The following is a 25,493-nucleotide window of genomic DNA, read 5'->3' on the forward strand; positions in this document are numbered from 1 at the left end:
TAGTAGTACATTATACGCTATTACTTCTTGATCCAATGCATCATTTCACGCAACTGTGAACCAACAACTTCAACTGGATGCTCGGACTCGTTGCGACGAGTAGCTGTCAGGAATGCACGGCCAGATTGATTCTCAAGGATAAAGTCGCGAGCGAATTTACCTTGTTGAATGTCGGACAATACTTCTTTCATCGCTTTTTTCGTTTCTTCGGTTACAATGCGAGGACCAGTTACATAGTCACCGTACTCCGCAGTGTTACTGATGGAATCACGCATGGAAGCAAGTCCACCTTCATAGATCATATCAACGATCAGCTTCAGTTCATGCAGACACTCAAAGTATGCCATTTCAGGAGCATATCCAGCTTCAGTCAAAGTTTCAAATCCAGCTTTGATCAGCGCAGATACACCACCGCATAGTACAGCTTGCTCACCGAACAGGTCTGTTTCTGTTTCTTCACGGAATGAAGTTTCGATAACGCCAGCACGTGTACAGCCAATACCTTTAGCATAAGCAAGACCGATTTCTTTTGCTTGTCCAGTTGCATCTTTCTCAACAGCGATGAGACCCGGAACGCCAAAGCCTTCAACATAAGTACGACGTACCATGTGACCTGGAGATTTAGGAGCAACGAGAAGGACATCGTTTTCTTTTGGAGCTACGATTTGTCCAAAGTGAACATTGAATCCGTGTGAGAACATCAATGCCGCACCTTTTTTCAGGTTTGGTTCGATATCATTTTTGTACACAGAAGCTTGTGTTTCATCAGGCATCAAGATTTGTACAACATCTGCAAGCTTAACAGCTTCAGCAACAGGCAATACTTCAAAACCGTCATTTTTTGCTTTATCGAATGATTTACCTTCACGAAGACCGATAACCACATTAATTCCGCTATCACGCAAGTTTTGCGCTTGAGCATGGCCTTGGCTTCCGTATCCGATTACGGCAATTGTTTTGTCTTTCAAAACACTTAGTTCTGCATCTGATTCATAATAAGTAGTTACTGGCATTTTATAAGTCCTCCTTTAATTTAAAACCCTTCATGAATGAGCGGGTATTTCAACAGACCCGGTTGCATTCCCCGATCTTCTGAAACACCCGCTCCTCATGCTTCGGGTGTGTTCCATGCTAATTGTTAATTAATATAGTGATTGGTTACGCATTACCACGAATCATCGCAGTAGCTCCGGTCCGGGTTAGTTCACGAATTCCGTATGGCTTAAGTAGCTCGATCATGGCATCGATCTTCCCTGTATCTCCGACAACTTGAACCATCATATTGACTGCCCCGATATCGACAACAGATGCACGGAAGGTATCAACCACACCGAGTATTTCTGGCCTTGCCGCTGGCTCAGCCTTCACCTTGATCAGTGCCAATTCTCTTGCAACCATCGGCTTTGAACTTAGGTTAATGACTTTGATAACATCGATCAGCTTGTAAAGCTGCTTCTCAATTTGTTCCAGTGTTGTGTCATCACCCGTTGTGACAATAACCATTCGGGATAGACCCGCTTCCTCCGATTGACCCACCGTGATGCTCTCAATGTTGAAGCCTCTACGGCCGAACAGTCCGGAAACCCGTTGCAGGACGCCAGGCTGATCGTTTACGAGTACGGCAATGGTATGTTTTAAACTCATCATCTTACGCATCCCCCATCAGCATTTGATCAATTGTTGAGCCCTGGGTTACCATCGGATATACATTTTCACCCTTCTCTACTACGAAATCGATGAGAACAGGTCCAGGAGTTTCCAAGGCCTCTGCCCAAGCGGCACGTGCTTCTTCTTTCGTTGTAGCTCTCAAGCCTTTTACTCCGTATGCTTCAGCAAGCTTCACGAAATCTGGGCTTCCTGAAAGATCGATATGACTGTAACGGTTCTCATAGATCAGCTCTTGCCATTGACGAACCATTCCAAGTACCTGATTGTTGATAACAACAATTTTTACAGGAATATTGTTAATGGCACAGATTGCAAGTTCCTGTGAACACATCTGCATGCCGCCATCTCCGTTAATCGAGATAACCAGACGTTCCGGATGCGCCATCTGAGCACCAATCGCTGAAGGGAACCCGAAGCCCATCGTTCCAAGACCGCCGGATGTAATCCATGAACGCGGTTGGTTAAATTTGTAATACTGTGCAGACCACATTTGATGCTGACCTACATCCGTTGTTACAATCGCTTCGCCGTTTGTCGTTTCATCCAGCATCTCAATAACCCACTGCGGCTTCAACACTGTATCGGAATCCGTATATTTATACGGGTACTCCGCCTTCCACTTACCGATCTGTTCTCTCCATGCATCCGCCTTCGTCGCAGCAGGTGCATCTGGATTGAGCATTTCAAGTACGGTTTTAACATCTCCGACAATCGGAATGTCAGTTGGAACGTTTTTGCCAATCTCTGCAGGATCGATATCGATATGAACGATTTTCGCATGTGGAGCAAAACCATCGAGTTTTCCAGTTACCCGGTCATCAAAGCGAGCTCCAATGTTAATTAGCAAATCACAGTTTTGAATAGCTTGGTTGGAAGTGTAGGTTCCATGCATCCCCGGCATTCCCGTCCACAGATCGTGTCCGCTTGGGAAAGCTCCAAGTCCAAGAAGCGTTGTTGTAATCGGAATCTGTGTCCGCTTTACGAATTCATACAGCTCCTCATGTGCTCCTGAGTAAATGACACCGCCGCCGGCAAGAATCATTGGCCGCTCTGCATCCTCAATTGCCCGACACAGTTTATCGAGTTGCAAGCGATTAGGAACGGAACGAGGATTATAACCTCTCAGGTTTATATGCTCACCTGGGTTAAATAGCGCCTTCGCTGCCGAGACATCTTTTGGAATGTCGATCAGTACAGGTCCTTTACGTCCTGTGTTTGCGATGTGAAAGGCTTCATGGATGACTCGCGGCAGGTCCTCCACATCCCGAACCAAATAACTATGCTTCGTGATCGGCATCGTAATACCGGTGATGTCGGCTTCTTGGAATGCGTCTGTTCCGATCAATGTTGTTGCTACGTTACCCGTAATCACAACCATTGGGACTGAATCCATATAAGCCGTTGCAATACCGGTGACGAGGTTGGTTGCCCCCGGTCCTGACGTTGCAATGCAGACGCCGACTTTGCCACTTGCCCGGGCATATCCGTCAGCCGCATGAATTGCGCCTTGTTCATGGCGAGTCAAGACATGCTTGAAATCCTCAAATCCATACATCGCATCGTAAATGTACAGTACGGCTCCTCCCGGATACCCAAAGACACACTCGACACCTTCCAAAAGAAGGCTCCGAAGCAAGATTTCCGATCCGGTAATCACTTCGGGCTTCATCCATTTCTCACGTAATTGTTCTGTAGACCGCACTTCTGGAGTTTGCGCGCTCATCAGTCATCCTCCTCTCAAATATTGGATCTCACTTAAAGCTTGAATAACAAAAAAACCTTCCGCCCTCCACGCCGGATTTCTCCGTGTGAGGGACGAAAGGTTTAGCTTCCGTGGTACCACCCATTTTTGCCTCGCATCTCGCAATGCAAAGCCTCAGCAGGTATGAAGCACAATACCAAAAAACCTTGCTTCAATATCTGCGGTTCGTAACGAGAACCAGTCGATTTCCCCTAATAGACACTGTCATGTTAATGCGTTGAAGCATTAGCGTAACGTTTTTCAGGGAAACAGCTCCGAGGTGAGCTCGTATAAAAGGGATTTTGGTGGAGGTTGCAGCTGATCCATCCACTCTCTGAGCAAAAGAGCCCTTTAAACTTCGTCCTCATCATTGCCGATTGAATTATTCGTTAAAATGTTTAGGAACATTATAAGATTCATTGATTCGAGAAGTCAACACATTTATTTTACTTCATACGTTAGCTTTTTTCGCTTGGCCTGCCTTTACCCCTTGAATAAACTCGCGCTAACACGCTTCCAACCCTTGCCACATATGATAATTCGAGAAATGTTCAGCGGCCGCGAAGGGAGGCAGGATTTAATGATTCGATATCGAAATCCAGAACAGGATGACCCCATTATTTTGCAATTAATTGAGTCTCAACTCATCCCATTATCGCACCTTACTCCCAAAGAGTTGGAAATCATTAGTAAAGATATACCGACCAGACTCCGACGAGGTGTCACATTCGTAGCCTCCAAGGAGCCGAACGGAATTGCTGTGGCTTTTGTCCATTTTATGCTTCATGGAGAATTGTTATACATTGACATGTTGGCTGTTGCACCGGCCGTTCAGCGGAAACGACTAGGTGTTTCCTTGATGCAGCATGCAGAGAGTTTTGCTCTATCTCGTGGATGCAAACGAGCAAAGGTCATGGTTGATTTAGGCAATCATAAAGGTCTCTCTTTTTACCAGAAGCTTGGCTACAAAACCGTACGTATTATCACGCCTAGTCAATGCTATGAGATGGAGAAAGTATGGTAAAAGAATTACCAGAAAAACCCTCCTGGGTAACCTCCAAAACCAAAACCAGGGCCATAACCAGGGCCATAACCTGGACCCGGATATCCTCCAAAACCTGGGCCATAGCCGCCACCAAACGCATATGGTGCCGTTCCTACAGCCAACAGATCAAAGAGCACAAGTGGTAAAAAGGCCTTCGTTCTAACTTTTTTTGTTTTATTGCTTTCCAAAATGAGACGATCTCCAGAAATTCGAACCAGCTTGCCAGTAACAAAACTCCCGTCCTTCTTATACGCGATGATCTCTTTGCCTAAATATTGTTTAACCACGGCTTTACTAACAGGTTTACGCATAAAATCCCTCCTTCGGTATATACAGTCCAGTGTATTCCCGGATTAGATCGAACGCTTGTTTAGTCGCCCTTGGTTAACAATAAAAGACAAAAAAAAGAACCGCCTAAAAGGCGGTTCTTCTCCATAGTTATATCTTAAGCATTCACTTTTTCTTTAGCTACAGTTGCCAAAGAATTGAATGCGTTTAGGTCATTTACAGCCAGATCAGCCAGCATTTTGCGGTTGATATCCACACCAGCCAATTTCAAGCCGTGCATCATTTTGCTGTAAGACAAACCATTCAGACGTGCAGCAGCATTGATACGTACGATCCACAATCTGCGGAAATTACGTTTCGTCTGACGACGGTCACGGTATGCGTATACCAATGATTTCATAACCTGCTCGTTAGCAGTTTTAAAGATACGGTGTTTAGAACCGAAATAACCTTTAGCAAGTTTCAATACTTTTTTATGTCTACGACGAACAACGAATCCGCCTTTAACTCGTGCCATATTAAAAGACCTCCCAATAATTGTTGTTTACTATTTCAAGTTAGCCAAGCCTTGTTTCAAGCGTTTAACGTCTCCAGGTGCCATAACAGGGCTAGTTCCGAGAACACGTTTCGCACGCTTGGATTTGTGGGACAGCAAATGGTTTTTGTAAGCTTTGTAACGTTTCACTTTACCAGTACCGGTAATTTTGAAGCGGCCTTTCAGGCTGCTGTGTGTTTTCATTTTAGGCATAGTAACAACTTCCTCCTCATAATGTCTCTTAGGCTTTAGGAGCCAAGATCATAATCATGCTGCGGCCTTCCAGCTTAGGCTGGCGCTCCACGATGCACAGTTCGGCAACTTCTTCTTTAACGCGCTCTAAAATCTTCTGGCCAATGCTGGCATGAGTGATTTCACGACCGCGGAAACGCACAGAGCATTTCACCTTGTCGCCTTCTTTCAAAAATTTCACGACATTGCGAAGCTTCGTTTGGTAATCGTGCTCCTCAATGTTAGCTCGGAACCATACTTCCTTGATATCAACGATTTTCTGGTTCTTGCGGGCTTCCTTCTCTTTCTTCTGCTGTTCATAGCGGAATTTTCCGTAGTCCATGATGCGGCAAACAGGCGGTTTCGCCTGAGGAGCCACGTTCACCAGGTCAAGATTAAGATCAATTGCCATTTGTAGCGCTTCACGAGTCGATTTAATACCGATTTGTTCGCCTTCAGCGCCAACCAAACGTACTTCCTTCGCCCGAATTTCGTCATTGATCATATGTTCCTTACTGATAGTACTCCACCTCCAAATATATTAAATCCTATTTGTCAAAAGACAAAAATAAAGGGATACCGATTCAATCACCGGCATCCCTATTTGATACACATCTCAAAAAATGAATTTACTTCATTCATAGATAAAGTGATCAAACCAGCCAACATTATGTCGGTCAGGTGAGAAGCGGTGCTTCTACTTACAATCAGTATTTAGTTTAACACCAAAATAGTTTACCACACCTTCAAAGGATCAGTCAACTATTTTTCGAAAGCTTTCTTAAAATTAGCCCTGCTTGCTCTGTACTTCCTCCAAACGCACCACACGAGTATGCTCTGTGTGGCTCCACTGTTTATTGTTTTGTGTGAAGAACGCATAAACGGTGATCGGATACCAAGACAAGAGATATACCGGGAACAAAATAAGATAAGCGTACACTTTCTTAAACGTTACTTTCTCCAGGATCATTGCAATCATGAAGGTAAAAACGTTAGCCGCAATGGCAGTGAAACTAAGCCACAGGGGTAAATAACCATACAAATTAGCAATGTTTCCATCAAACAACGAGGCATCTGCCCAGAGTATCGCAGTCAACACAAACGTGAGCAACACGATATATACGTTAACTCCGTACAGCGCAAGATCCAGCTTTACAATGCTACGTTCTTTAATCGCACGCCAAAGCAGCGGAAAGAAGTAACGGCGTGCTACCGTAAAGTGACCCTGCATCCAGCGAAGACGCTGTCTTGCCGAAGCCTTAAAGGTTAATGGCTTCTCATCAAATACCTTTGCATCATAGTTGAATTTTGGGTACACACCACGCATGACACTGCGCATTGTAAACTCCAAATCCTCAACAAGACTTGTTGCACCCCAGCCAATTTCCTTAAGCAGGTTCGTCTCGAAACACATTCCTGTACCACCAAGGAAGTTAGCCATATTCAGGTTGTGACGGGACAGCTGCCACAGACGGTTGATGTACCAATAGGACACACCATACGCAGCTGTAATCCAAGAATCTTCAGGATTCTTAGTATCAATATATCCCTGGATAACTTTAGCTCCAGAGCAAAGATCATTATTCATTTCAATCAGGAAGTCCGGATGTGCCAGGTTGTCAGCATCAAACATAACGACTGCGTCATACTGACGAGGCATAGCCCAAAGTTCCTTCAGCATCCATTCAATTGCATATCCCTTACCGCGAAGATTCTTGTTCGTACGAACACACGCATTCATTCCATGTTCACGGACAATAGATGCGGTACGATCTGTACAGTTATCACAAATAACGAACACTTCATATAAATCTTTAGGATAGTTTAACTGTTTTAGGTTTTCCAGTAATGCTCCGACAACTTGCTCTTCATTATGGGCAGCAACGAGCACCGCAAATGACTTTGTCGGCTCGAAATTCTTCTTTTTCTTCTTCTTGTACAGACCAAATAAAGAGAATACAAACTGGTACACACCAACCGCGGCCAATAAAAGTTGAAGCGCGATAAAGATGGCGTCTATCATGATTCTCCATTACCCCCTTTTATACCCTGAGAATGTGATGTTTTTTGTTTTTTTTCTATTCTCTAGTTTAGTTTTGACTTACATGACCCTTTGTAACTGTTTCTGTTTAATATCTCAGCTCTGGTGTCACAGAACTGTTTTCGCACGTCATATCGATTTTCCACACTTTAAGACCATTTGTCAAAAGCGTGAATAGCTCTAATTTCGAAGTATCTTGTTAAAAAGAGCTTCGCTCGCTTTCAGCATGCCAGCAAGCTTCGATTCAAACGGCATTAGTTCTTATTTTCATCTGTTTTCTTACTTTTTATTTCTCTCTTGTGCCCTTTTTTCTAAAAAAAACTTTGTCCGCTATTTAATTAGACGAATGAACTGAGAAAAAGTTTATCCAAGACTCCAAGAATTTTTAAACTTTTGCCGCCCATTTGAATCATTGTATCGGGAACTTTACTTCAAGTCAAAAGACCACAGACCTTTATTTCCGCCAAAGTTCGAAACTTTTCACACCTCTTATTCGCACATTAAATATCCATTTGGCCACTTGCTGTATAGAAAATCGGGAAAGCAGGTCAAAAGTCCTTAATAAATAAAATTCCATTATTTCTTCCATAATTTAGCGAATAATGAAGCTTCCTATTTCAATCCTTCGGTTAAGCATTCCAGTCTTTTCAACAGCAAAACAGGCGGATGTAAGTTGCAATCTTCCCATAAAGTCGATATGTTATGGATATGAAATAACGCTGCAGGAACGGGTGAAATTTAGAGTGGCTAAAAAAAGAGTATTACTGTTATCGGAGGGCTTCGGCGCCGGCCATACACAGGCCGCTCACGCGCTCTCCAGCAGTTTACGGCAATTATCGCCGAACATTCAAACGAGGGTCATTGAACTCGGAAGCTTTCTTAATCCAAAGATTGCTCCCTTGATCATTTCAGCCTATCGTAAAACCCTGACGTCCCAGCCGCGGCTAATCGGTTATATGTATCGGCATCAAAAATCCTTTAATCGGTTCACGACGCTTGCGCTGCACCGAATTTTTTATACGAGTACCAAGAATGTAGTAGAGCAGTTGAGACCTGACATCATCGTATGCACCCATTTCATTCCAAGTGCAGTCATTTCTCGCCTAAAGCGTCTTGGAACAGATGTTCCGCTATGTACCGTCATAACAGACTATGATGCACATGATACATGGATCAGTCCTGAGGTCGATCGATATTTTGTCTCGACACCAGAAGTGAAGAGCAAGCTACTAAATCGTGGGGTCTCTCAAGCCAAAATTCAAGTCACTGGTATTCCGATTCACCCTGACTTCTGGGAACGTCCAAGTAAAGCGAAAATCCGTGAGCAATTTCAGCTGTCTGAAATGCCTACTGTCCTCGTAATGGGAGGCGGCTGGGGAATGATGAATGATCAGGTGGTTCATGAATATTTAACGAGATGGCGTGAAGAAATACAGGTGATCTTTTGCTTCGGGAACAATGACAAGGCTCGTATCGAAATGGAGAATAACCCTCGGTACCAACATCCCAATATACGCATATTGGGCTTTACACGCGAAGTTGATAAGTTGATGGAGGTTTCTGATCTGCTCGTAACCAAACCTGGAGGAATGACCTGCACAGAAGGACTTGCCAAAGGAATTCCGATGCTGTTCCACCATCCTCTTCCCGGACAAGAAGAAGAGAACTTCCACTACTTTACTGCACAGGGCCTCGGAGAGCCGATATCATCCCTTGAAGTGATTGGTAAATGGATGAATATGCTGATCAGCCAATACGACACAATTGTTAAGAATCGCTTACAAAACTTAGAAAATATTTCGCGATATCATCCACTGCAAAGCGCGCGCAGCATTATTGATATGCTGGAAAACGAAAAGGTGCACTCCTGATCAGGAGGCACCTTTTTTGAGCTCAAAGAACGAATATCTTCTATTATAAATAGATGCAAGCGCTATCATCATTCCACCCTAAATAAAAACAGGGCTAAACTTATTTATTTTCCATATTTCTTCAATCGTTCAGTTTGGTAAGCCGCCAGAGCTTCTTCACCGACAATCACTTCACAACGATGGATTTTAACACCTTGTCCGACAAATTTAGTCTCATACTCCGTCATTACGAATTCTTCATTCAGACCTTCACGGTGAAGGTCAAGGGAAATGTTAGTCATTTGCAATCCGTAATCCGCAAAGGAGTTTAGTGAGAATTCAAATAAGCTTACGGAATCTGTCTTAAAGTGAATTTGACCACGTTCATTCAGAATAACACGGTACTTATCCAAAAAGCGTGGGTGAGTCAAACGACGACGACCATGTTTGATCTTTGGCCATGGATCACTGAAATTTAAATAAATCCGCTCAATCTCTCCAGGCTCAAAGACTTCCTCAACATTCTCGATATTCATCAAAGCGAGCTTCAAATTCGGAGGTGTCTCCACATTCTCAGCAGCCCAAGCATTACGCCCCTTCTCACTAGCGCGGCGAATCAGCTCGTCGTACATATCGACACCGATAAAATTCACATCTTGGTTCTTATAACTCATTTGGCTGATAAATTGCCCTTTACCCATACCGAATTCAACATGAATAGGCTTGTCATTGCCAAACAGAGAAGCCCATTTCCCTTTATATTGCTGGGGATCTAGAACAACCAAATCCTTCTGCTGCTCCAGATTTTCCCGGATTCCTTTTCTTCCACGTAAACGCATGATATACCTCCGAAACTTGTCCTTTTAGTTGTTATACTGAAACATTGTGACGAAGTTACATCCAAATGTAAAGAGCCAAAAGAAAAAGGAACCTTATTCTTTTGCACTAGACAAAAAAATGGTTCCCTTTTCTATATATTTGGAATTGGGGTTCCGCGATAGTTAAACTGTGGTTAGTTTACGTTTCTTTAGCTGCAAATTCAAATGACTTCTCGAATGCTGCCCGGATTTTCCGTTGTGCTGATGCTTTGATCTCATGATTGGCATGAAACTCTACTCCTGTCATGGCCAATGCCTCATCCGGGGTAAACTCCACAGCGATTCTTTCTTTAGGATCACTTTTGCTAACTGTAGTCGAATTCATTCTAATCACCTCATGGTATTAGTATATCCACAACCTCTAACAGATATGAATTCCACTTATTATTTGATTATTAAACAATTCTAATAATATTGAATCGATTATTCTCATAATAAATATAGCAATTTCATGAAATACGATCAAGTGACGGAAAACGTAAGTTTGCACCCGCATGACTTAGAGATCCGTTTTTTGTTACAATATAATAAGAATCGGATGTACGCTATGAAAAATGTAAATTTTAAAGGAGAACACATGAACACACCTCTTAGATCCGCTCCACTATTATGGGGTGACAAACGATTTCATACATGGAATTATGAGATGCGAAACCATTTTCAAGATAAAGTCTTCAAAGTTATGTTGGATGCAGGCTTTACTTGCCCGAATCGTGATGGCACCATCGCCAAAGGAGGTTGCACATTCTGCAGTGCCAGAGGTTCCGGGGATTTTGCCGGACGCAGACGTGACGATCTTGTGACTCAGTTCAATACCATTCGAGATAAGATGCACCTGAAATGGCCTCATGCTAAATATATTGGTTATTTTCAGGCCTATACCAACACATACGCACCTGTTGAGGAGCTTCGGGAATACTTCGAGGTTATCTTGCAGCAGCCTGGTGTTGTTGGCTTATCCATTGCTACGCGGCCCGATTGCTTGCCTGATGATGTCGTTGAGTATTTGGCCGAACTTAATGAGCGCACCTATTTATGGGTTGAAATGGGGCTGCAGACGATTCATGATTCAACCTCCGAACTGATAAACCGTGCACATGACACTGAATGTTATCTCAAAGCTGTGGAAAAACTTCGCAAGCATAACATCCGTGTGTGTACACACATCATTTACGGCCTTCCTCAAGAAAGTCATGAAATGATGCTTGATACAGGTCGCGCTGTTGCCAATATGGACGTACAAGGCATTAAGATTCACCTATTACATCTTATGCGCAAAACGCCGATGGTGAAGCAATATGAAGCCGGGCTTCTTCGCTTCCTGGAACAAGATGAATACATTAAGCTGATTGTTGATACATTAGAATTTTTGCCGCCAGAAATGATTGTTCATCGTCTAACAGGAGACGCTCCACGCGATCTATTGATCGGACCGATGTGGAGTTTGAAGAAATGGGAAGTATTAAATGCAATTGATGCCGAGTTAAAGCAGCGTGATACCTGGCAGGGTAAAATGTGGAGGGAATGCTGATGGGCTTCCTTTCCGTGTTGAGTTATGCCCATAAGCTTGTTGAGGGGCGTCTTCATTCCGGCGGCATTGCGGTTGATGCTACGGCAGGAACAGGAGCTGACACCCTGTTTCTTGCCAAAACGGCAGGTCCACGAGGCCAGGTTTTTGCTTTTGACATCCAGGAAGAAGCCTTGAAGCTGACGCGCGAACGGTTAAGCAAGGATCCTTCCGATCGGTTAGCAGAAGTTTCTCTATATCAAGAAAGCCATGCGAACATGAAGACCTGTATACCGAATGAATACCATGGCAAGGTGTCTGTTATTATGTTTAATCTTGGATACTTGCCTTCCGAACAAGCGGACAAACATATTATCACCTTGACGGACACCACCATCTCCGCGCTTGAAGCAAGCCTAGACATTCTGGCACCTGGAGGAATCGTGACCATTGTCCTCTACCCGGGACATGAAGGCGGTGGACAAGAAGCAGCGGCGGTAGAATCATGGGCTTCAGCTCTTTCTATGCGTACCGCGCAAGCCATCATTTATCGGGGGATTCAACGACCAAATGCACCTTACCTTATTGCGCTCGAGCGAAAAAAGCCGTTATGATAAGCATGGTTGTAAAATGAGTTTTTGTAGTAAGCGTTTTAGCAATACTATACTTGGTCTATGAAAGGTAGATGAGCATCATGACAAAACCGTATCCTCTATTATTCCAACCAGAATTTAAAGAACGTGTATGGGGCGGGCGTGCCCTAGAACAGTTCGGCCTTAAAATTCCCGAAGGCCATATCGGCGAAGGCTGGATGATTGCTGATCATCCGAACGGAACGACATCCGTTGTTAATGGCGAGCTGGCTGGATTAGGTTTAGATCAGGTACGTGAACAATTCGGTCCTGAATGGTTCGGTAAGAAAGGATTTTCTGAGGTTAATGGCCGTTTCCCTCTGTTGATCAAGTTACTCGATTGCAATGATGACCTATCTGTTCAAGTGCATCCAACCGATGAATATGAAGGACTACCAAAAGGCGAATTGGGTAAAACTGAAATGTGGTACGTGCTGGACGCAAAACCGGATGCCAAAATTATTTACGGGCTGAAGGAAGGCGTTACTCGTGAGGATCTGAAAAAAGCGCTAGAGGACGGTACGGTTATGGATACACTCCAAGAAGTACCTGTTAAAGCTGGCGATACATTCTATATTCCGGCTGGAACGGTCCATGCACTGTGCGCTGGCGTTGTTGTTGCTGAAATTCAGCAAAACTCCGACACCACTTACCGCATCTTCGATTATAATCGCCCTGGTCTTGACGGTAAGCCACGTGAGTTACATATCGAGGATTCCTTAAATGTAACAGCATACGAAGGCTCTGGCGCAACAACCATGAGCACTGATGGTGCCGTAGCAGGAGAATGGCTTGAGCTTGCCAAATCACCTTATTTTATCGTAGAAAAAGGGATCGTAGAAGGTCCTTGGAACCTTACCACTACGGAAGACAGCTTCACCATTTTAGTTGTGTGTGACGGCGAAGGTACTTTGAAATGGGAAGGCGGTTCTCAAGCATACGCTTCCGGACAATGCTTCCTGGTGCCTGCGAATCTCGGATCCTATACACTTGATGGGAACGCAACCGTTCTACGTTCTTATCTGCCGTAAATTTGATTAGATATAAGTAAGGCATACTGCAATTGATCTTATTCGTCATTAATTTATTGCATGCTGAAATATGCACGTGAAATTAATCGTTTTGTGGAGGTGCCAGAAAGCGATGCAATCAGAAACGTTTACGATGCTCAATAACCAGGGAATGAACGTATTTGTATATCAATGGTTTCCAGATCCGGATAAAGAGATTAAAGGTGTTCTTCAAATCGTACATGGTGTCAGTGAAACTGGTGCTCGATACGAAGAACTTGCTAACCTTCTTACCGGGAACGGTTACGCCGTCTACGCCAATGATCATCGTGGACACGGCAGAACGGCTGAGAGTCTTCAAGCTTTAGGCGATGCTGGGGATAATGGATTTGAGGGGATGATTGAGGATATAGTCCTCCTCTCTACCATCATTCATAAGAAGCATCCGCTCATTCCGCATTACTTGCTCGGTCACAGTATGGGCTCCTTCATCACACAAAAGATTATGTGCACATATGCTGAACATTTTGATGGTTTCATCCTGTCAGGCTCAAATGGTCCGCGTGGTCTACTCCGTATCGGTGAACGCCTCGCGGGAGCCCAAGTCAAAATAAAGGGTGCTCGTCACCGAAGTGTTCTGATCAATACAATTGTATTCGGTCCTTATAACAAAGGTTTTGGCCCGATTCGGACTCCTTTTGACTGGCTGTCAAGAGACGAGCAGGAAGTCGATCGTTACATTAACGATCCTTACTGCGGAAAAATATGCTCTGCACGATTCTTTCAAGAGTTCTTTCATTTGCTCAGGCAGATCCATACACCGGAGATGTTAAGCAAGCTCGTGAAAGATAAGCCGATATATATTTTTTCTGGAGATATGGACCCTGTAGGTATGCATGGAAAAGGTGTTCGTAACCTTATCGATCTCTATCAAAAACTCGGCGTTGAGCAGTTAGAATACAGGTTGTATCCTGATGGACGTCATGAAATGCTGCATGAAATTAACCGTGATGAAGTTGCTTCCCACATACTTGAATGGCTAGATCGGCAAGTTAAGAGCTTTGGCAAAGACTCGCCTGCTGCTGATCCTGTATTGTAGTTCTACACTTTCTTTTCGCTTCCTTACAAAAAGAGGCTGTGATCCATATGGATCGCGGCCTCTTTTTTCATACTCACATCTCTCATTTCCCACTTATGTAACGAATTCTTCTGCTTATGAAGTGATACATTTATCACATTCTAGTGTTTCTTTTCATGATAATATGATTGCCGGCTCAAATATTCAAAAATTCATATATATAAATATATAAAACCAAGGAGCAACTACCTATGGACCGAAACATCCAGCAGTTTAAAGCAGATTTTTTCAAAGCACTCGCTCACCCCATGAGAATTCGAATTCTCGAAATACTTAGTCAGGGAGAGCGAAATGTTAATGAGCTCCAATCGATGCTAGGATCGGAGGGCTCAGCTGTGTCCCAACAGCTAGCTGTGCTTCGTGCTAAGAATTTAGTCTTCACCGTCAAAGAAGGAACTACCGTAATCTATTCACTACGAGATCCTCTCATCAGTGATCTGCTTGAGGTGGCCCGTCAAATATTTAACAACCATCTGGTGGAGTCCATCTCACTCTTGGAGGATATCAGTAAACAAGGAAATTAACACTTAACAATCTATGTAGACTGAATATAAGAAAAGAAGGGAATTTCAATGAAATGGGTTGAACAATTTAGTCATTATTCAGCAAGTTCTTTTCGTAAGGATTTGATTTCTGGATGTATTGTAGGGATTGTTGCTATTCCGTTAGGGATGGCCTTTGCTATCGCTTCTGGCGTAAAGCCCGAATATGGTCTCTATACAACGATCATTGCTGGCATACTGATCTCCTTGCTCGGAGGCTCAAAATTTCAAATTGGTGGTCCGACAGGAGCTTTTATTCCGATTTTGCTCGGAGTCGTTCTTCAGTACGGTTATGAAAATCTTCTTATTGCCGGGTTTCTTGCAGGGATATTTCTCGTCCTTATGGGGCTTCTCCGTTTAGGCTCTCTCATCAGATTCATACCAAAGCCTGTCACGATTGGATTTACATCAGGAATTGCTGTCATTATCTTCAGTGGGCAAATCTCTAATTTTCTGGGCCTACAAGGTGTCGAAAGCCACGAATATTTCTTTTATAACATGAAGGAAATATTTATGCGGATTTCTTCCCTGAATCTGTACAGTGTCCTTATCGCCGTCATCTGTCTCGCTATACTCTTAATTACTCCAAAGATCTCGCGTAAGGTTCCAGCCTCTCTTGTTGGTATCGTCGTTACTACCTTGATCGCTACCTGGCTGTTCCCAGGCAAAGTAACAACCATCGGGTCAGCTTATGGAACTATTCCTGGAGGATTTCCTGAATTTGTACCTCTGGACCTAAGCTGGGATCGCATCGTGACGATGATTCAGCCCGCGCTAATTATCGCCATGCTGGGAAGTGTTGAATCGTTACTGTCAGCCGTTGTAGCTGACGAAATGACGGGTACTAAGCATAACAGTAACCGCGAATTAATCGGACAAGGTATTGCTAACATGGCAACTCCTCTATTCGGTGGGATTCCAGCAACCGGCGCTATTGCACGTACTGCTACCAACATTAAAAGCGGTGCTGTATCACCAATTTCCGGAGTTATTCACGGGATTGTGGTCTTGTTGATTGTTGTCTTGTTTGCCCCTTATGCGTCCAATATACCATTAGCAAGTATGGCACCGATCTTAATGGTTGTAGCATGGAATATGAGTGAATATAGATCGTTTAGACATATGCTCAGAACACGGACAGAAGATTCGCTCATTCTCGTTGTCACATTCCTTCTGACAGTATTCACTACATTAACAGTTGCCGTTCAAGTTGGACTGGCTTTAGCTGTTATTTTATTCATCAAACGAATGAGCGGTATGCTCGCGGTGAAGAAAGTATTACCAGATCACTCCTCTACTAAAGGAAAAGTTCGACCGCATGTTGTCACTGATAAGCATGATTGTAATCAAATTGGCATTTACAATGTCGAAGGTAATTTATTCTTTGGTACGACGAACACCTTTGAGGATTTTGGACAGAAGCTATTAACAGATCCTAATCTTAAGGTCGTTCTGCTTCGAATGGGTCAAGTACCGTTTATGGATTCAACCGGAGAATCCAATTTCTCCAAACTGATCCATCATCTCAAAGAGCGCGGCGTTGTTGTTATCGTATCGGGAATCCAAGCACAACCTAAGAAACTGCTTATGCAGACAGGATGCTATGCTAAGATTGGAGAAGATCGTTTCTTTGAGCATACGGGTGAGGCCCTGAATTACGCTTTAAAAAATATTCAACATAACAAGTGCAGAGGTTGCAACAGATTTGCGTTCCGTGAATGCGGGCAGGCACCTGTTCAATAAATGAATCTCCATCATTTTGATTATAAGTAAATTCCCATACAAAATAAGCGGCTGCGATCCATTCGGATTGCAGCCGCTTATTCATGTCATTCGATCAAACATTCACCTACAAGATTTGCGAACCATACCCTAATCTTCAGGCGTCCGATCAATAATCAGCTGTGTAACCTCAGTAAAGTCACCACGCTTAATTTCATCCTCGGTTGCTTCTGTCTGAAGCATATCAAGCCTGTCCATACCCGGCGCAACAGTTGCTTCATCTTTCCCTTTGCGTTTGGAACGCTGATTATCTAACATGGTCATCACTCCTCTACCTGTTAGATTGCCGGATCAAGATGATTTTTAAACCGTTCTTGTAAAATATTGCGGTCGACCGTCCTCTGTTTGTTGATACAGCACAACAAGGGTCGTTCGAGAGGCGTTCTCCTTCAAGGATGTCTCAGATGCATCTCCGTCAATGAGCTCCTCGAGATTAAAAGGAAGAACCTCAATCATCGCATGCTTTTGCAGCTCGCGTTCACCAAGACCAAGCTCAGCAAGACCACCCGTGAAATCCCCTTGTGTCTCCACCACTTGTTTCAACTGTGAAGACCATTCGCTCTTGTCCTGTACGAAATCCCACCAAATTTTGCGCGGCTTATATTTATGTCCCAGGAAATAATCGAATTTCATAAGCCCTGAAATGATCTCCATGCGCGGTGTTTGACGGTTTTCAAGGAATGCTGTCAAACGGGTAAATAAATCCTCCAGCTGATGCCCGATTTTTTGCCAGCCTTGCGCTTCCCAATAGTCCCCAAACTCTTGAAAGAAATCAAATGGTGACGAAAATTCATGTTTCATTAAATAATTAAGTGTATGATCCATGCGGTGTGCATTCCAGTATTTCTCCAGTACATCCTCAAGTCGTTTCAGCCTAACAATATCCGAGAAAGGCATCACATCGTTGCCCAAAATTTCATACGGCGCTTGGTCCATATACGTATAATTGTATTTGTGGGCATCGATACGCATTCCCGTTCCACGCAGCATCTTCAAGAAGCCGAGCTGCAGTTCCTCAGGTTCAAGAGCGAATACATCGTTAAAAGTCTTACGGAAAGTATCGTAATCTTCCAGTGGAAGACCAGCGATCAAGTCCAGATGCTGATCTATCTTCCCGCTCTTTTTAATCATGTTGACGGTACGCGACAACTTGGAGAAATTTTGACGGCGTTTAACAAGCTCGTTAGTCGGATCATTCGTTGACTGAACACCAATTTCGAAACGGAAGACACCCGGAGGCGCATTTTCGGACAAGTATTCAAGTACCTCTGGACGCATGATGTCCGCTGTGATCTCAAATTGAAATACGCAGCCCTGATGATTTTCAATCAAGAATTGAAACATCTCCAGCGCATAATCCCGTTTAATATTAAATGTACGGTCCACAAATTTGATCAGCTTCGCACCATTCTCAATGAGATACAGAATGTCTGATTTCGTTCGCTCGATATCGAAATAACGAACACCTACCTCAATACTCGATAGACAAAACTGACAGTTAAACGGACACCCACGACTTGTCTCAAAATACACCACCCGTTTGCCAAGATGCGGTACATCCTCCGCAAAACGATGCGGTGAAGGCAGATCACTCAGTTCGACTTTCGGACGTGGCGGGTTGATGATAACCTCATCATTTTTACGATAAGCGGTTCCGAATACCAGATGATATTTCTGGTCGCCTTCAATCTCCTTCAGGAGATGATTTAACGTCTCTTCTCCTTCACCCATGATGATGAAATCAACATTATGCAGACGTTCCATCCAGTAGGTTGTGTCATAGGAAACTTCAGGTCCTCCTAAGATGATCGTGACCTCTGGCATAACTTTTTTGACAATATCGATGACCTTGATCGTCTCTTCGATATTCCATATATAACAGGAAAACCCGATAACCGACGGTTTCCGCTGAAACAGATCGGAGACGATATTCATCACCGGATCTTTAATCGTATACTCGGTCAGCTCAATGTCAAAGTCCTTCTCGCTGTATGCTTTCAAACAACGGATAGCTAATGAGGTATGGATGTATTTGGCGTTCAGTGTAGACAAAATGACTTTCATGGTTCACGACCTTCACTTTAAATTATTCAAGGTTCTTGTATTCGTCGAGCTAGCGTACATTTGCCCTTATATAAGGTTATTTCATAGTTTCTGTTTATTCATACTCATCATGATAATCCGAAGTCTCCGTATCCCCCGACATATTCAGGAAAAAATCAAGGAACGGCTTTCCGTATTTGCGGAATTTCACTTCCCCGACCCCTTTAACATTCAGCATTTCATCTTCGCTTTGCGGACAGACAACACTCATTTCACGCAAGGTCGCATCATTAAAAATAATATAGGACGGTACATGCTCCCGGCTGGCCAGCTCACGACGGATCAGGCGGAGTTGTTCGAATACAGTCTCATTAACAGCTGATGGCGAAAAGTCACGATGACTAGAACGGCGCTGACCGGAAGCAGCCTTGGAAGGACGAGGCACACGCTGCATTACTTCCCGCTGACCTCTTAGCACCTCAGCCGCAGCACTTTGCAGCTTCACTACCGGATATTGCCCTTCTGAAAGTGCAAGTAACCCTTCGGATATAAGCACATTAATCGTCTCAGAAATTTCTTTTTCTGTGCGGTTGGACATGACACCATAAGTTGGCAGACGGTCAAAACCGTACTCCAGTACTTTTTTGGCACGTGAGCCCTTCAGTACAGACGCCACCATGGAAACCCCAAAACGCTCGCGCATTCGGTGAATGCAGGAGAATATTTTCTGCGCATCTACCGTAATGTCAATCAGTTCACGATCGTCTGTGCATGAACTGCATGTGCCACAGGGCTTATCATCATGTGCTTCACCGAAATAATCGAGCATGGCACTGCGGAGGCAACGTGTTGTGTAACAGTAGTCGATCATTTGCTGCAGCTTCCGGTATTCATTGTGCTTACGCTCAGAATCTTGTGGATTCTGCTCAATCAGAAACTTCTGGGTCATAATATCCTGGGCACTAAAGAGCAAGATACATTGACTAGGCTCACCATCACGGCCTGCGCGACCGGCTTCTTGGACGTAAGATTCCATATTCTTCGGCATATTGTAATGAATGACGTAACGCACGTTCGATTTATCGATCCCCATACCAAATGCATTGGTAGCTACAATAACCCTAATATCATCATACAAAAAAGCCTCTTGGCTTGAAGCACGTTCCGCATCACTCATTCCAGCATGATAACGGCCTGCGGATAAACCTTGCTGCTGAAGCCGCTGGCATAAATCATCTACTTCCTTACGAGTTGCAGCATAGATGATACCCGATTGATGAGTATGCGATGCTGCATAATCTAGCACATATTCCCGCTTGTTCTCTCCGCGCAGAACGGACATCTCCAAATTGTCACGTCCCAGCCCAGTGACAAACACCTGTGGCTCATCTAAACGAAGAAGGCGCTGCATATCTTCCATAACCTCTGGGGTAGCAGTGGCCGTAAAGGCTGCTAATATCGGACGTTCCGGCAGTCCCTTCACAAAGGGAGCAACCGATAAATAGCTTGTCCGGAAATCATGTCCCCACTGGGATACACAGTGCGCTTCATCGACTGCCACACAAGAGATATTAAGTCCTGCCATCTCCTCACGGAACCAATCAAGTTCTAGCCGTTCTGGGGCTACGTATAACAGCTTCAATTCTCCTCGTTTCGCAGAACGGATGCGCTCATTAACTTCCTTCCCACTAAGCGTACTGTTAATGTAAGCGGCTGAAATCCCAGCCGTCGTTAAAGCATCCACCTGATCCTTCATCAGAGAAATCAATGGTGATATAACGAGTGTAAGTCCCGGACGCATCAACGCCGGAATTTGATAACAGATGGATTTGCCTCCACCGGTCGGCATAATACCGAGTGTATCCCGACCCATAAGAAGGCTTGATACAATCTTTTTTTGTCCTTCACGGAAGTCTGGATAGCCATAATACTTCTGCAAATATTCTCGCGCTGTATTTAAATCCAACGATTCGGGATAAATCTCTTCCACATTTATCATATTATACTCCTAACTCTAACCTCTTGGATCTACCTGGCAACATCATCTCTATCCTTTAAGTTTACCGGGGTTTGGTTCAATGGGCAACCAACAACCGCTTCCTTATCATCAATACATGGAATTGCCCGCGAGTGCATGGTATAGTTGACTCTGAAATCAACTTCAGGATGGAGAATGACCATGGATAACAAACGCCGTCCCGCCAAGGGAACGAAGTCATATAAACAACCGAATACACGTTCAACCACACTCTCAGAACAAGGTGCTGATTATCAGGCGAATAGGCCCCGCAAGTCTGCAGATAACAGACGAAAGTCTGGCGAACGTACTTATAAGAATAGCTCGGGTAAGCCCGCATCGCGTCCTACTCCAGACAAGGCATATAACGTGAATGAGCCTTCGGAATTGCTCGCGTTCCTACTAAGCAACGTTTCTCACTTGAGTCGTAACTCGATCAAATCACTTCTTGCCCGCGGTCAAGTGCTTGTGGATGGACAGGCAATCACGGCCTACAACTACGCTCTAATTCCAGGCCAGACGATTACGCTCAGTAAAGTTAAAGCCTCGGACAAGCCAGAGCTTGTAGGGCTATCCATTCTGCATGAGGATGATGACGTCATCGTTATCGAAAAGGATGCCGGTCTTCTGTCCGTTGCATCTCCTAAAGAGAATGAAATGACGGCCTACCGTCAATTAATGGCGCATGTGCGGAGTCAGGATCCAAATGGACGCATCTTCGTTGTCCATCGTCTTGATCGCGACACCTCCGGTGTCATGATGTTCGCCAAAAGTGAGCAAGTGCAGCAGACGCTTCAGAATAGCTGGCAAGACACCGTGAAGGAACGTACCTATGTTGCTCTTGTTGAAGGAGCACTTAAGAAACCCGAAGGTACGATTACATCATGGCTTAAAGAGAGCAGCACACTGAAAATGTACTCGAGTCATTTCCCGAATGATGGCCAGCATGCGATCACCCACTACAAAACCATTGAATCCAACCGGAACTTTTCCCTGCTGGAGGTCAATTTGGAAACGGGACGCAAAAATCAGATTCGCGTACATATGGAAGATATCGGACATCCCATTGTAGGTGATAAGAAATACGGATCCAAGTCAAAAATCATCGGCAGACTAGGGCTTCATGCTAAGGTAATTGCCTTTATGCACCCAACAAGTGGTCAGTTGATGCGGTTTGAAAGTAAGATTCCTAAATCGTTTATGTTTCCTTTCCGGCAAAGTCATTCATGAACGATACTCATCTAGAAGCAGTAGACCATTTGAGATTCATTCACGATCAGAGGTGCCTGTAAGGTGGGCTTCATTTTCTGATCCGTGGGGCAACCGGCTAGGGTTATTTGAATATCACAATGAACTGGATAAGCCAGAACGGATCCAAACTGTACGAAGGAATTCCAAAGATTAATGTCATCAAGGGATGGCTTGGCGCACATGCTGAGCCGTTCCTTTTTTTGTACACTCTGTCATTGTAATCATTTTCCATTTAAGATAGCATGAAGATATCCCTAATTAAAGGAGCGGAATCCATATGAATCATCCATCTGTTTTGCCCCGATGCACACCTGAGCACCAAGGCATATCTTCAGATATCATCTCTAGGTTTCTAGATATGATTCATGAGCAAGGGATTGAGCTACACAGCTTCATGGCACTACGCGGAGGCTATATCATTGCAGAGGGCTGGTGGGAACCATATCGTGAGGATCTTCCACATATGATGTTCTCTCTTAGCAAAAGCTTTACTTCCACAGCGATTGGACTCGCCGTACATGAAGGTCTTCTGTCTTTGGACGATAAGGTTATTTCATTCTTCCCAGAAGAATTACCGAATACAGTCAGCGAGCACCTTGAAGCGATGACCCTCCGGCATTTACTCATGATGGGCACGGGCCATGATGAAGACCCACTTCAGAAGTTAAGCGGGGCTCTGGGCGAGAACTCGATCGAAGCTTTCCTACAGGCACCGGTGACGCACGAGCCTGGCACACACTTTGTATATAACAACGGTGCTACATACATGGCAGGAGCTATTCTGCAAAAATTAACTGGAGGATCGCTCATCGATTATCTGCAACCACGTATTTTCGAACCACTAGGTATTATGAATGCTACCTGGGAGAAGTGCCCGCTGGGTTATGACTGCGGCGGATGGGGCCTATCGATTAAAACAGAAGATATCGCCAAATTCGGCCAACTATACCTCCAACATGGACAATGGAAAGGTGAGCAGCTTATTCCATCTGAGTGGGTAAAAGAAGCAACGGCCAAGCAGATTTCAAACGGAGATGATCCGAATAATGACTGGAATCAGGGGTACGGTTATCAATTTTGGAGATGCCGTCATGGGATCTATCGTGGAGACGGAGCTTTTGGACAATTCTGTATCATCATGCCTGAACAGGATGCTGTCATCGCGATTACAAGTGCTACAAATCAGATGGATGAAGTTTTAAATGCAGTGTGGGATGGTTTACTTCCAGCCTTTAAGGAAGCCACGCCCCCTCTCCTCACCGACTCCAAAGATTTCGATTTCCTACAGAACAGGCTAAGTTCTCTGACTTTAGAGCCGACTATTTATGAGAATACTTCTCCACGTGCACAGGAATGGTCAGACATCACCTATCTATTAGAGGATAATCCCCTTGAACTGAACACGTTTTCCTACACCCTTGCCCCTACAAGCATCGTCCAAACGGTCGGAAACGCAGCTGGAAACCATCAGATCGTATATGGAACTGAAAACTGGATTGAAGGAAAAACCTCTATCCTCCGAAAAATTACCGAGTGCATTGCATGCCGTGCCTCTTGGAAGCAGGAAAACATACTTTATCTAACACTTCGACCTGTAGAAACTCCGTTCCAAATCAATATCACCCTTACATTTGAGGAACATAATCTTGAAATGTCTATCTCTAATTGTATCGGCTCTAAGTCTATGGAAACCATCATCATCAAAGGATCTGCAATGGCTGAAGCGAAGGAAGCTTAACAACATCTTCTTCAAAATCGGTAATAGCAATTACTGTTGAGAGACAGCGCCGCGAAATGAACTGTGGAGGCTGTCTCTGCTATGAGAAATCTATTCTCCAAGTTATTACTTTTGGATTAGATAGACTTAGGCATTATAATGATAATAAGATATATTCTGGCTCATTCTTTTATCAGCTGTTAAAGCAAATATTTTCATATTTCATCACGGCTTACAATTATTCAGGAGGACTCATAATATGGCAAGAGCTAAAGTTCCAAAAAGGCCCACAAGGGATGAATTTGTACTAGAAGAACTCGGAAACCAACTTTCAGAAGCATTTCAGGAGGAATCCGAAATCGAACTCACCGTATGGGGCTGGGAAGAAACCGTAAGAGGTCAAATCATTAAGATGGATTCTCGAACCGGCAGAGTTCATGTTACTCGAAATGGAGAAGTTATCAAAGTTCCATTCATGGACATTATGGCGATGAATTATCCAAGAGATTAAATCATAACGATTTATAATCGTTCCAAAAGGTTGATCCACAGCAATGTGAGATCAGCCTTTTTTTATACCATTCCTACAATCCGAGATGCAATAGACATGTTAAAGACGAAGAATAATCGGGTAAACAGATTTGTAAGTACCATCTACATGAATCCTTTATTTCAAGAGTAAGAATTTAGGCCCGTGGAAAAGATAGGAACATCTTAGGATTCATCCAAACTTGATCATAAGGGGAAATGGCATATGAAACCACAATCGGAACAGCGAATTACCCTGCATGGATTCAACAATCTTACGAAATCGCTCAGCTTTAATATGTATGATATATGCTATACAAAAACGAAGGAAGAACGGGAAGCATACATCGAATATATCGATGAACAATACAATGCGGACCGTCTCACCAAAATTCTAAAAAATGTCTCCGATATTATCGGTGCTCATGTGCTTAATGTGGCACAGCAGGATTATGTCCCTCAAGGGGCTAGTGTCACGGTGCTCGTCTCCGAAGGCCCTGTCGTTGAAGTGCCCGAAGCATCCTACGATGAATCACCTGGTCCATTACCTGACAATGTCGTTTTGCAGTTGGATAAAAGCCATATCACAGTCCATACGTATCCTGAGTATCATCCAGATGAAGGCATAAGCACTTTCCGTGCAGATATTGATGTCTCCACTTGCGGTGAAATTTCGCCGCTCAAAGCACTTAATTATCTTATTCACTCTTTTGATACAGATATCATGACCATCGACTATCGGACCCGTGGATTTACTAGAGACATCAGCGGACATAAGCTGTTTATCGATCATGAGATCAGCTCCATCCAGAACTATATTCCGGACGAGATCCAAAAGTTGTATGATATGATCGACGTTAATGTGTATCAGGAGAATATCTTCCATACCAAATGTAAGCTGAAACAGTTTGATCTCGATAATTACCTCTTCGGATACACGAAGGACAAGCTTTCATCACAGGAACAGCAAGACATTACGGAGCGACTGAAGCTTGAAATGGACGAAATTTATTATGGTAAAAATATGGATCGAAGTTATTGAGTACATT

The 25,493-nt window shown here is 43.9% G+C and carries 25 protein-coding genes and 1 other annotated feature; of the genes, 12 read left to right on the forward strand and 13 right to left on the reverse strand.

What is annotated here, in order from left to right:
* Nucleotides 1–20: 20 nt before the first annotated feature.
* The 3 genes from ilvC to ilvB form a co-directional block, all read right to left on the reverse strand.
* A complete protein-coding gene (gene ilvC, locus ACFQV5_RS19835; protein WP_379249189.1) occupies nucleotides 21–1,013 on the reverse strand; it encodes a ketol-acid reductoisomerase in 993 nt (330 codons plus the stop codon).
* A gap of 145 nt (nucleotides 1,014–1,158) precedes the next feature.
* Entirely contained in the window at nucleotides 1,159–1,644 is a 486-nt protein-coding gene (gene ilvN / locus ACFQV5_RS19840) for an acetolactate synthase small subunit (RefSeq protein ID WP_379249465.1), read from the reverse strand.
* A 4-nt stretch (nucleotides 1,645–1,648) separates the two neighbouring features.
* Nucleotides 1,649–3,391 (reverse strand): biosynthetic-type acetolactate synthase large subunit, encoded by a 1,743-nt coding sequence (gene ilvB, locus ACFQV5_RS19845; RefSeq protein WP_379249190.1) that lies wholly within the window; start codon nucleotides 3,389–3,391, stop codon nucleotides 1,649–1,651.
* Nucleotides 3,392–3,989: 598 nt separating this feature from the next.
* On the opposite strand from ilvB, the gene ACFQV5_RS19850 reads away from it, so the two are divergent.
* Nucleotides 3,990–4,433 (forward strand): GNAT family N-acetyltransferase, encoded by a 444-nt coding sequence (locus ACFQV5_RS19850; RefSeq protein WP_379249192.1) that lies wholly within the window; start codon nucleotides 3,990–3,992, stop codon nucleotides 4,431–4,433.
* A gap of 5 nt (nucleotides 4,434–4,438) precedes the next feature.
* Here ACFQV5_RS19850 and ACFQV5_RS19855 read toward each other — a convergent pair whose 3' ends face one another.
* From ACFQV5_RS19855 to ACFQV5_RS19875, 5 genes are all read right to left on the reverse strand, one after another.
* On the reverse strand, nucleotides 4,439–4,765 hold the full coding sequence (locus tag ACFQV5_RS19855) for a hypothetical protein (protein WP_379249194.1): 327 nt from the start codon (nucleotides 4,763–4,765) through the stop codon (nucleotides 4,439–4,441).
* A 134-nt stretch (nucleotides 4,766–4,899) separates the two neighbouring features.
* The gene (rplT, locus tag ACFQV5_RS19860; protein ID WP_379249196.1) at nucleotides 4,900–5,259 is read right to left on the reverse strand and encodes a 50S ribosomal protein L20; all 360 of its coding nucleotides are present in this window, start codon (nucleotides 5,257–5,259) and stop codon (nucleotides 4,900–4,902) included.
* Between the two features lie 30 nt (nucleotides 5,260–5,289).
* Complete coding sequence (gene rpmI / locus ACFQV5_RS19865) at nucleotides 5,290–5,490, reverse strand: 50S ribosomal protein L35 (RefSeq protein WP_046678638.1); 201 nt, start codon at nucleotides 5,488–5,490, stop codon at nucleotides 5,290–5,292.
* Between the two features lie 28 nt (nucleotides 5,491–5,518).
* Nucleotides 5,519–6,013, reverse strand: a complete 495-nt coding sequence (gene infC, locus ACFQV5_RS19870; RefSeq protein ID WP_379249199.1) for a translation initiation factor IF-3 — start codon at nucleotides 6,011–6,013, stop codon at nucleotides 5,519–5,521.
* 53 nt (nucleotides 6,014–6,066) lie between these two features.
* Nucleotides 6,067–6,217 (reverse strand) — a sequence feature (ribosomal protein L20 leader region).
* A gap of 78 nt (nucleotides 6,218–6,295) precedes the next feature.
* Nucleotides 6,296–7,531, reverse strand: coding sequence for a glycosyltransferase family 2 protein (locus tag ACFQV5_RS19875; protein ID WP_379249201.1), 1,236 nt, complete (start codon nucleotides 7,529–7,531; stop codon nucleotides 6,296–6,298).
* 761 nt (nucleotides 7,532–8,292) lie between these two features.
* Here ACFQV5_RS19875 and ACFQV5_RS19880 point away from each other — a divergent pair.
* Nucleotides 8,293–9,420, forward strand: a complete 1,128-nt coding sequence (locus ACFQV5_RS19880; RefSeq protein ID WP_379249203.1) for an MGDG synthase family glycosyltransferase — start codon at nucleotides 8,293–8,295, stop codon at nucleotides 9,418–9,420.
* 104 nt (nucleotides 9,421–9,524) lie between these two features.
* On the opposite strand, the gene trmB is transcribed toward ACFQV5_RS19880, so the two are convergent.
* Together trmB and ACFQV5_RS19890 are read right to left on the reverse strand one after the other, a co-directional pair.
* Nucleotides 9,525–10,238 carry a tRNA (guanosine(46)-N7)-methyltransferase TrmB gene (gene trmB / locus ACFQV5_RS19885; protein WP_379249205.1) on the reverse strand — a complete coding sequence of 238 codons (714 nt, stop codon included), beginning with the start codon at nucleotides 10,236–10,238 and terminating at the stop codon, nucleotides 9,525–9,527.
* A 178-nt stretch (nucleotides 10,239–10,416) separates the two neighbouring features.
* Nucleotides 10,417–10,602 (reverse strand): hypothetical protein, encoded by a 186-nt coding sequence (locus ACFQV5_RS19890; protein WP_379249207.1) that lies wholly within the window; start codon nucleotides 10,600–10,602, stop codon nucleotides 10,417–10,419.
* A gap of 252 nt (nucleotides 10,603–10,854) precedes the next feature.
* On the opposite strand from ACFQV5_RS19890, the gene mnmL reads away from it, so the two are divergent.
* From mnmL to ACFQV5_RS19920, 6 genes are all read left to right on the forward strand, one after another.
* Nucleotides 10,855–11,808, forward strand: coding sequence for a tRNA modification radical SAM protein MnmL/YtqA (mnmL, locus tag ACFQV5_RS19895; protein WP_379249209.1), 954 nt, complete (start codon nucleotides 10,855–10,857; stop codon nucleotides 11,806–11,808).
* Nucleotides 11,808–12,398 carry a tRNA 5-(aminomethyl)-2-thiouridylate-methyltransferase MnmM gene (mnmM, locus tag ACFQV5_RS19900; protein WP_379249211.1) on the forward strand — a complete coding sequence of 197 codons (591 nt, stop codon included), beginning with the start codon at nucleotides 11,808–11,810 and terminating at the stop codon, nucleotides 12,396–12,398. The genes mnmL and mnmM overlap by 1 nt, the downstream gene beginning before the upstream one ends.
* A gap of 80 nt (nucleotides 12,399–12,478) precedes the next feature.
* Nucleotides 12,479–13,447: a type I phosphomannose isomerase catalytic subunit gene (locus ACFQV5_RS19905; protein ID WP_379249213.1), complete on the forward strand. Its 969-nt coding sequence runs from the start codon at nucleotides 12,479–12,481 to the stop codon at nucleotides 13,445–13,447.
* Nucleotides 13,448–13,559: 112 nt separating this feature from the next.
* On the forward strand, nucleotides 13,560–14,525 hold the full coding sequence (locus ACFQV5_RS19910) for an alpha/beta fold hydrolase (protein WP_379249215.1): 966 nt from the start codon (nucleotides 13,560–13,562) through the stop codon (nucleotides 14,523–14,525).
* A gap of 230 nt (nucleotides 14,526–14,755) precedes the next feature.
* Entirely contained in the window at nucleotides 14,756–15,088 is a 333-nt protein-coding gene (locus ACFQV5_RS19915; protein ID WP_379249217.1) for an ArsR/SmtB family transcription factor, read from the forward strand.
* A gap of 48 nt (nucleotides 15,089–15,136) precedes the next feature.
* The gene (locus ACFQV5_RS19920; protein ID WP_379249219.1) at nucleotides 15,137–16,849 is read left to right on the forward strand and encodes a SulP family inorganic anion transporter; all 1,713 of its coding nucleotides are present in this window, start codon (nucleotides 15,137–15,139) and stop codon (nucleotides 16,847–16,849) included.
* Between the two features lie 129 nt (nucleotides 16,850–16,978).
* Here ACFQV5_RS19920 and ACFQV5_RS19925 read toward each other — a convergent pair whose 3' ends face one another.
* The 3 genes from ACFQV5_RS19925 to recQ form a co-directional block, all read right to left on the reverse strand.
* On the reverse strand, nucleotides 16,979–17,146 hold the full coding sequence (locus ACFQV5_RS19925) for a hypothetical protein (protein ID WP_379249221.1): 168 nt from the start codon (nucleotides 17,144–17,146) through the stop codon (nucleotides 16,979–16,981).
* A gap of 45 nt (nucleotides 17,147–17,191) precedes the next feature.
* Nucleotides 17,192–18,952, reverse strand: coding sequence for a B12-binding domain-containing radical SAM protein (locus ACFQV5_RS19930; protein ID WP_379249223.1), 1,761 nt, complete (start codon nucleotides 18,950–18,952; stop codon nucleotides 17,192–17,194).
* Nucleotides 18,953–19,046: 94 nt separating this feature from the next.
* Nucleotides 19,047–20,930 (reverse strand): DNA helicase RecQ, encoded by a 1,884-nt coding sequence (recQ, locus tag ACFQV5_RS19935; RefSeq protein ID WP_379249224.1) that lies wholly within the window; start codon nucleotides 20,928–20,930, stop codon nucleotides 19,047–19,049.
* Between the two features lie 180 nt (nucleotides 20,931–21,110).
* On the opposite strand from recQ, the gene ACFQV5_RS19940 reads away from it, so the two are divergent.
* The 4 genes from ACFQV5_RS19940 to speD all read left to right on the forward strand — a co-directional run bounded on the left by ACFQV5_RS19940 (nucleotide 21,111) and on the right by speD (nucleotide 25,486).
* Nucleotides 21,111–22,178, forward strand: coding sequence for an RluA family pseudouridine synthase (locus ACFQV5_RS19940; RefSeq protein ID WP_379249226.1), 1,068 nt, complete (start codon nucleotides 21,111–21,113; stop codon nucleotides 22,176–22,178).
* A gap of 298 nt (nucleotides 22,179–22,476) precedes the next feature.
* The gene (locus ACFQV5_RS19945) at nucleotides 22,477–23,937 is read left to right on the forward strand and encodes a serine hydrolase domain-containing protein (RefSeq protein ID WP_379249228.1); all 1,461 of its coding nucleotides are present in this window, start codon (nucleotides 22,477–22,479) and stop codon (nucleotides 23,935–23,937) included.
* 238 nt (nucleotides 23,938–24,175) lie between these two features.
* Nucleotides 24,176–24,427: a YolD-like family protein gene (locus tag ACFQV5_RS19950; RefSeq protein WP_379249230.1), complete on the forward strand. Its 252-nt coding sequence runs from the start codon at nucleotides 24,176–24,178 to the stop codon at nucleotides 24,425–24,427.
* 243 nt (nucleotides 24,428–24,670) lie between these two features.
* Complete coding sequence (speD, locus tag ACFQV5_RS19955) at nucleotides 24,671–25,486, forward strand: adenosylmethionine decarboxylase (RefSeq protein WP_379249232.1); 816 nt, start codon at nucleotides 24,671–24,673, stop codon at nucleotides 25,484–25,486.
* The last annotated feature ends 7 nt before the right edge of the window (nucleotides 25,487–25,493 follow it).

The organism is Paenibacillus sp. GCM10028914, from assembly GCF_042666275.1.
Classification (GTDB): domain Bacteria; phylum Bacillota; class Bacilli; order Paenibacillales; family Paenibacillaceae; genus Paenibacillus_AQ.

Bases quoted from the DNA above. Each gene is read 5' to 3' on its own strand.
- ilvC (WP_379249189.1), bottom strand. From the start codon at position 1,013: ATGCCAGTAACTACTTATTATGAATCAGATGCAGAACTAAGTGTTTTG.
- ilvN (WP_379249465.1), bottom strand. From the start codon at position 1,644: ATGAGTTTAAAACATACCATTGCCGTACTCGTAAACGATCAGCCTGGC.
- ilvB (WP_379249190.1), bottom strand. From the start codon at position 3,391: ATGAGCGCGCAAACTCCAGAAGTGCGGTCTACAGAACAATTACGTGAG.
- ACFQV5_RS19850 (WP_379249192.1), top strand. From the start codon at position 3,990: ATGATTCGATATCGAAATCCAGAACAGGATGACCCCATTATTTTGCAA.
- ACFQV5_RS19855 (WP_379249194.1), bottom strand. From the start codon at position 4,765: ATGCGTAAACCTGTTAGTAAAGCCGTGGTTAAACAATATTTAGGCAAA.
- rplT (WP_379249196.1), bottom strand. From the start codon at position 5,259: ATGGCACGAGTTAAAGGCGGATTCGTTGTTCGTCGTAGACATAAAAAA.
- rpmI (WP_046678638.1), bottom strand. From the start codon at position 5,490: ATGCCTAAAATGAAAACACACAGCAGCCTGAAAGGCCGCTTCAAAATT.
- infC (WP_379249199.1), bottom strand. From the start codon at position 6,013: ATGATCAATGACGAAATTCGGGCGAAGGAAGTACGTTTGGTTGGCGCT.
- ACFQV5_RS19875 (WP_379249201.1), bottom strand. From the start codon at position 7,531: ATGATAGACGCCATCTTTATCGCGCTTCAACTTTTATTGGCCGCGGTT.
- trmB (WP_379249205.1), bottom strand. From the start codon at position 10,238: ATGCGTTTACGTGGAAGAAAAGGAATCCGGGAAAATCTGGAGCAGCAG.
- ACFQV5_RS19890 (WP_379249207.1), bottom strand. From the start codon at position 10,602: ATGAATTCGACTACAGTTAGCAAAAGTGATCCTAAAGAAAGAATCGCT.
- mnmL (WP_379249209.1), top strand. From the start codon at position 10,855: ATGAACACACCTCTTAGATCCGCTCCACTATTATGGGGTGACAAACGA.
- mnmM (WP_379249211.1), top strand. From the start codon at position 11,808: ATGGGCTTCCTTTCCGTGTTGAGTTATGCCCATAAGCTTGTTGAGGGG.
- ACFQV5_RS19905 (WP_379249213.1), top strand. From the start codon at position 12,479: ATGACAAAACCGTATCCTCTATTATTCCAACCAGAATTTAAAGAACGT.
- ACFQV5_RS19910 (WP_379249215.1), top strand. From the start codon at position 13,560: ATGCAATCAGAAACGTTTACGATGCTCAATAACCAGGGAATGAACGTA.
- ACFQV5_RS19915 (WP_379249217.1), top strand. From the start codon at position 14,756: ATGGACCGAAACATCCAGCAGTTTAAAGCAGATTTTTTCAAAGCACTC.
- ACFQV5_RS19920 (WP_379249219.1), top strand. From the start codon at position 15,137: ATGAAATGGGTTGAACAATTTAGTCATTATTCAGCAAGTTCTTTTCGT.
- ACFQV5_RS19925 (WP_379249221.1), bottom strand. From the start codon at position 17,146: ATGTTAGATAATCAGCGTTCCAAACGCAAAGGGAAAGATGAAGCAACT.
- ACFQV5_RS19930 (WP_379249223.1), bottom strand. From the start codon at position 18,952: ATGAAAGTCATTTTGTCTACACTGAACGCCAAATACATCCATACCTCA.
- recQ (WP_379249224.1), bottom strand. From the start codon at position 20,930: ATGATAAATGTGGAAGAGATTTATCCCGAATCGTTGGATTTAAATACA.
- ACFQV5_RS19940 (WP_379249226.1), top strand. From the start codon at position 21,111: ATGGATAACAAACGCCGTCCCGCCAAGGGAACGAAGTCATATAAACAA.
- ACFQV5_RS19945 (WP_379249228.1), top strand. From the start codon at position 22,477: ATGAATCATCCATCTGTTTTGCCCCGATGCACACCTGAGCACCAAGGC.
- ACFQV5_RS19950 (WP_379249230.1), top strand. From the start codon at position 24,176: ATGGCAAGAGCTAAAGTTCCAAAAAGGCCCACAAGGGATGAATTTGTA.
- speD (WP_379249232.1), top strand. From the start codon at position 24,671: ATGAAACCACAATCGGAACAGCGAATTACCCTGCATGGATTCAACAAT.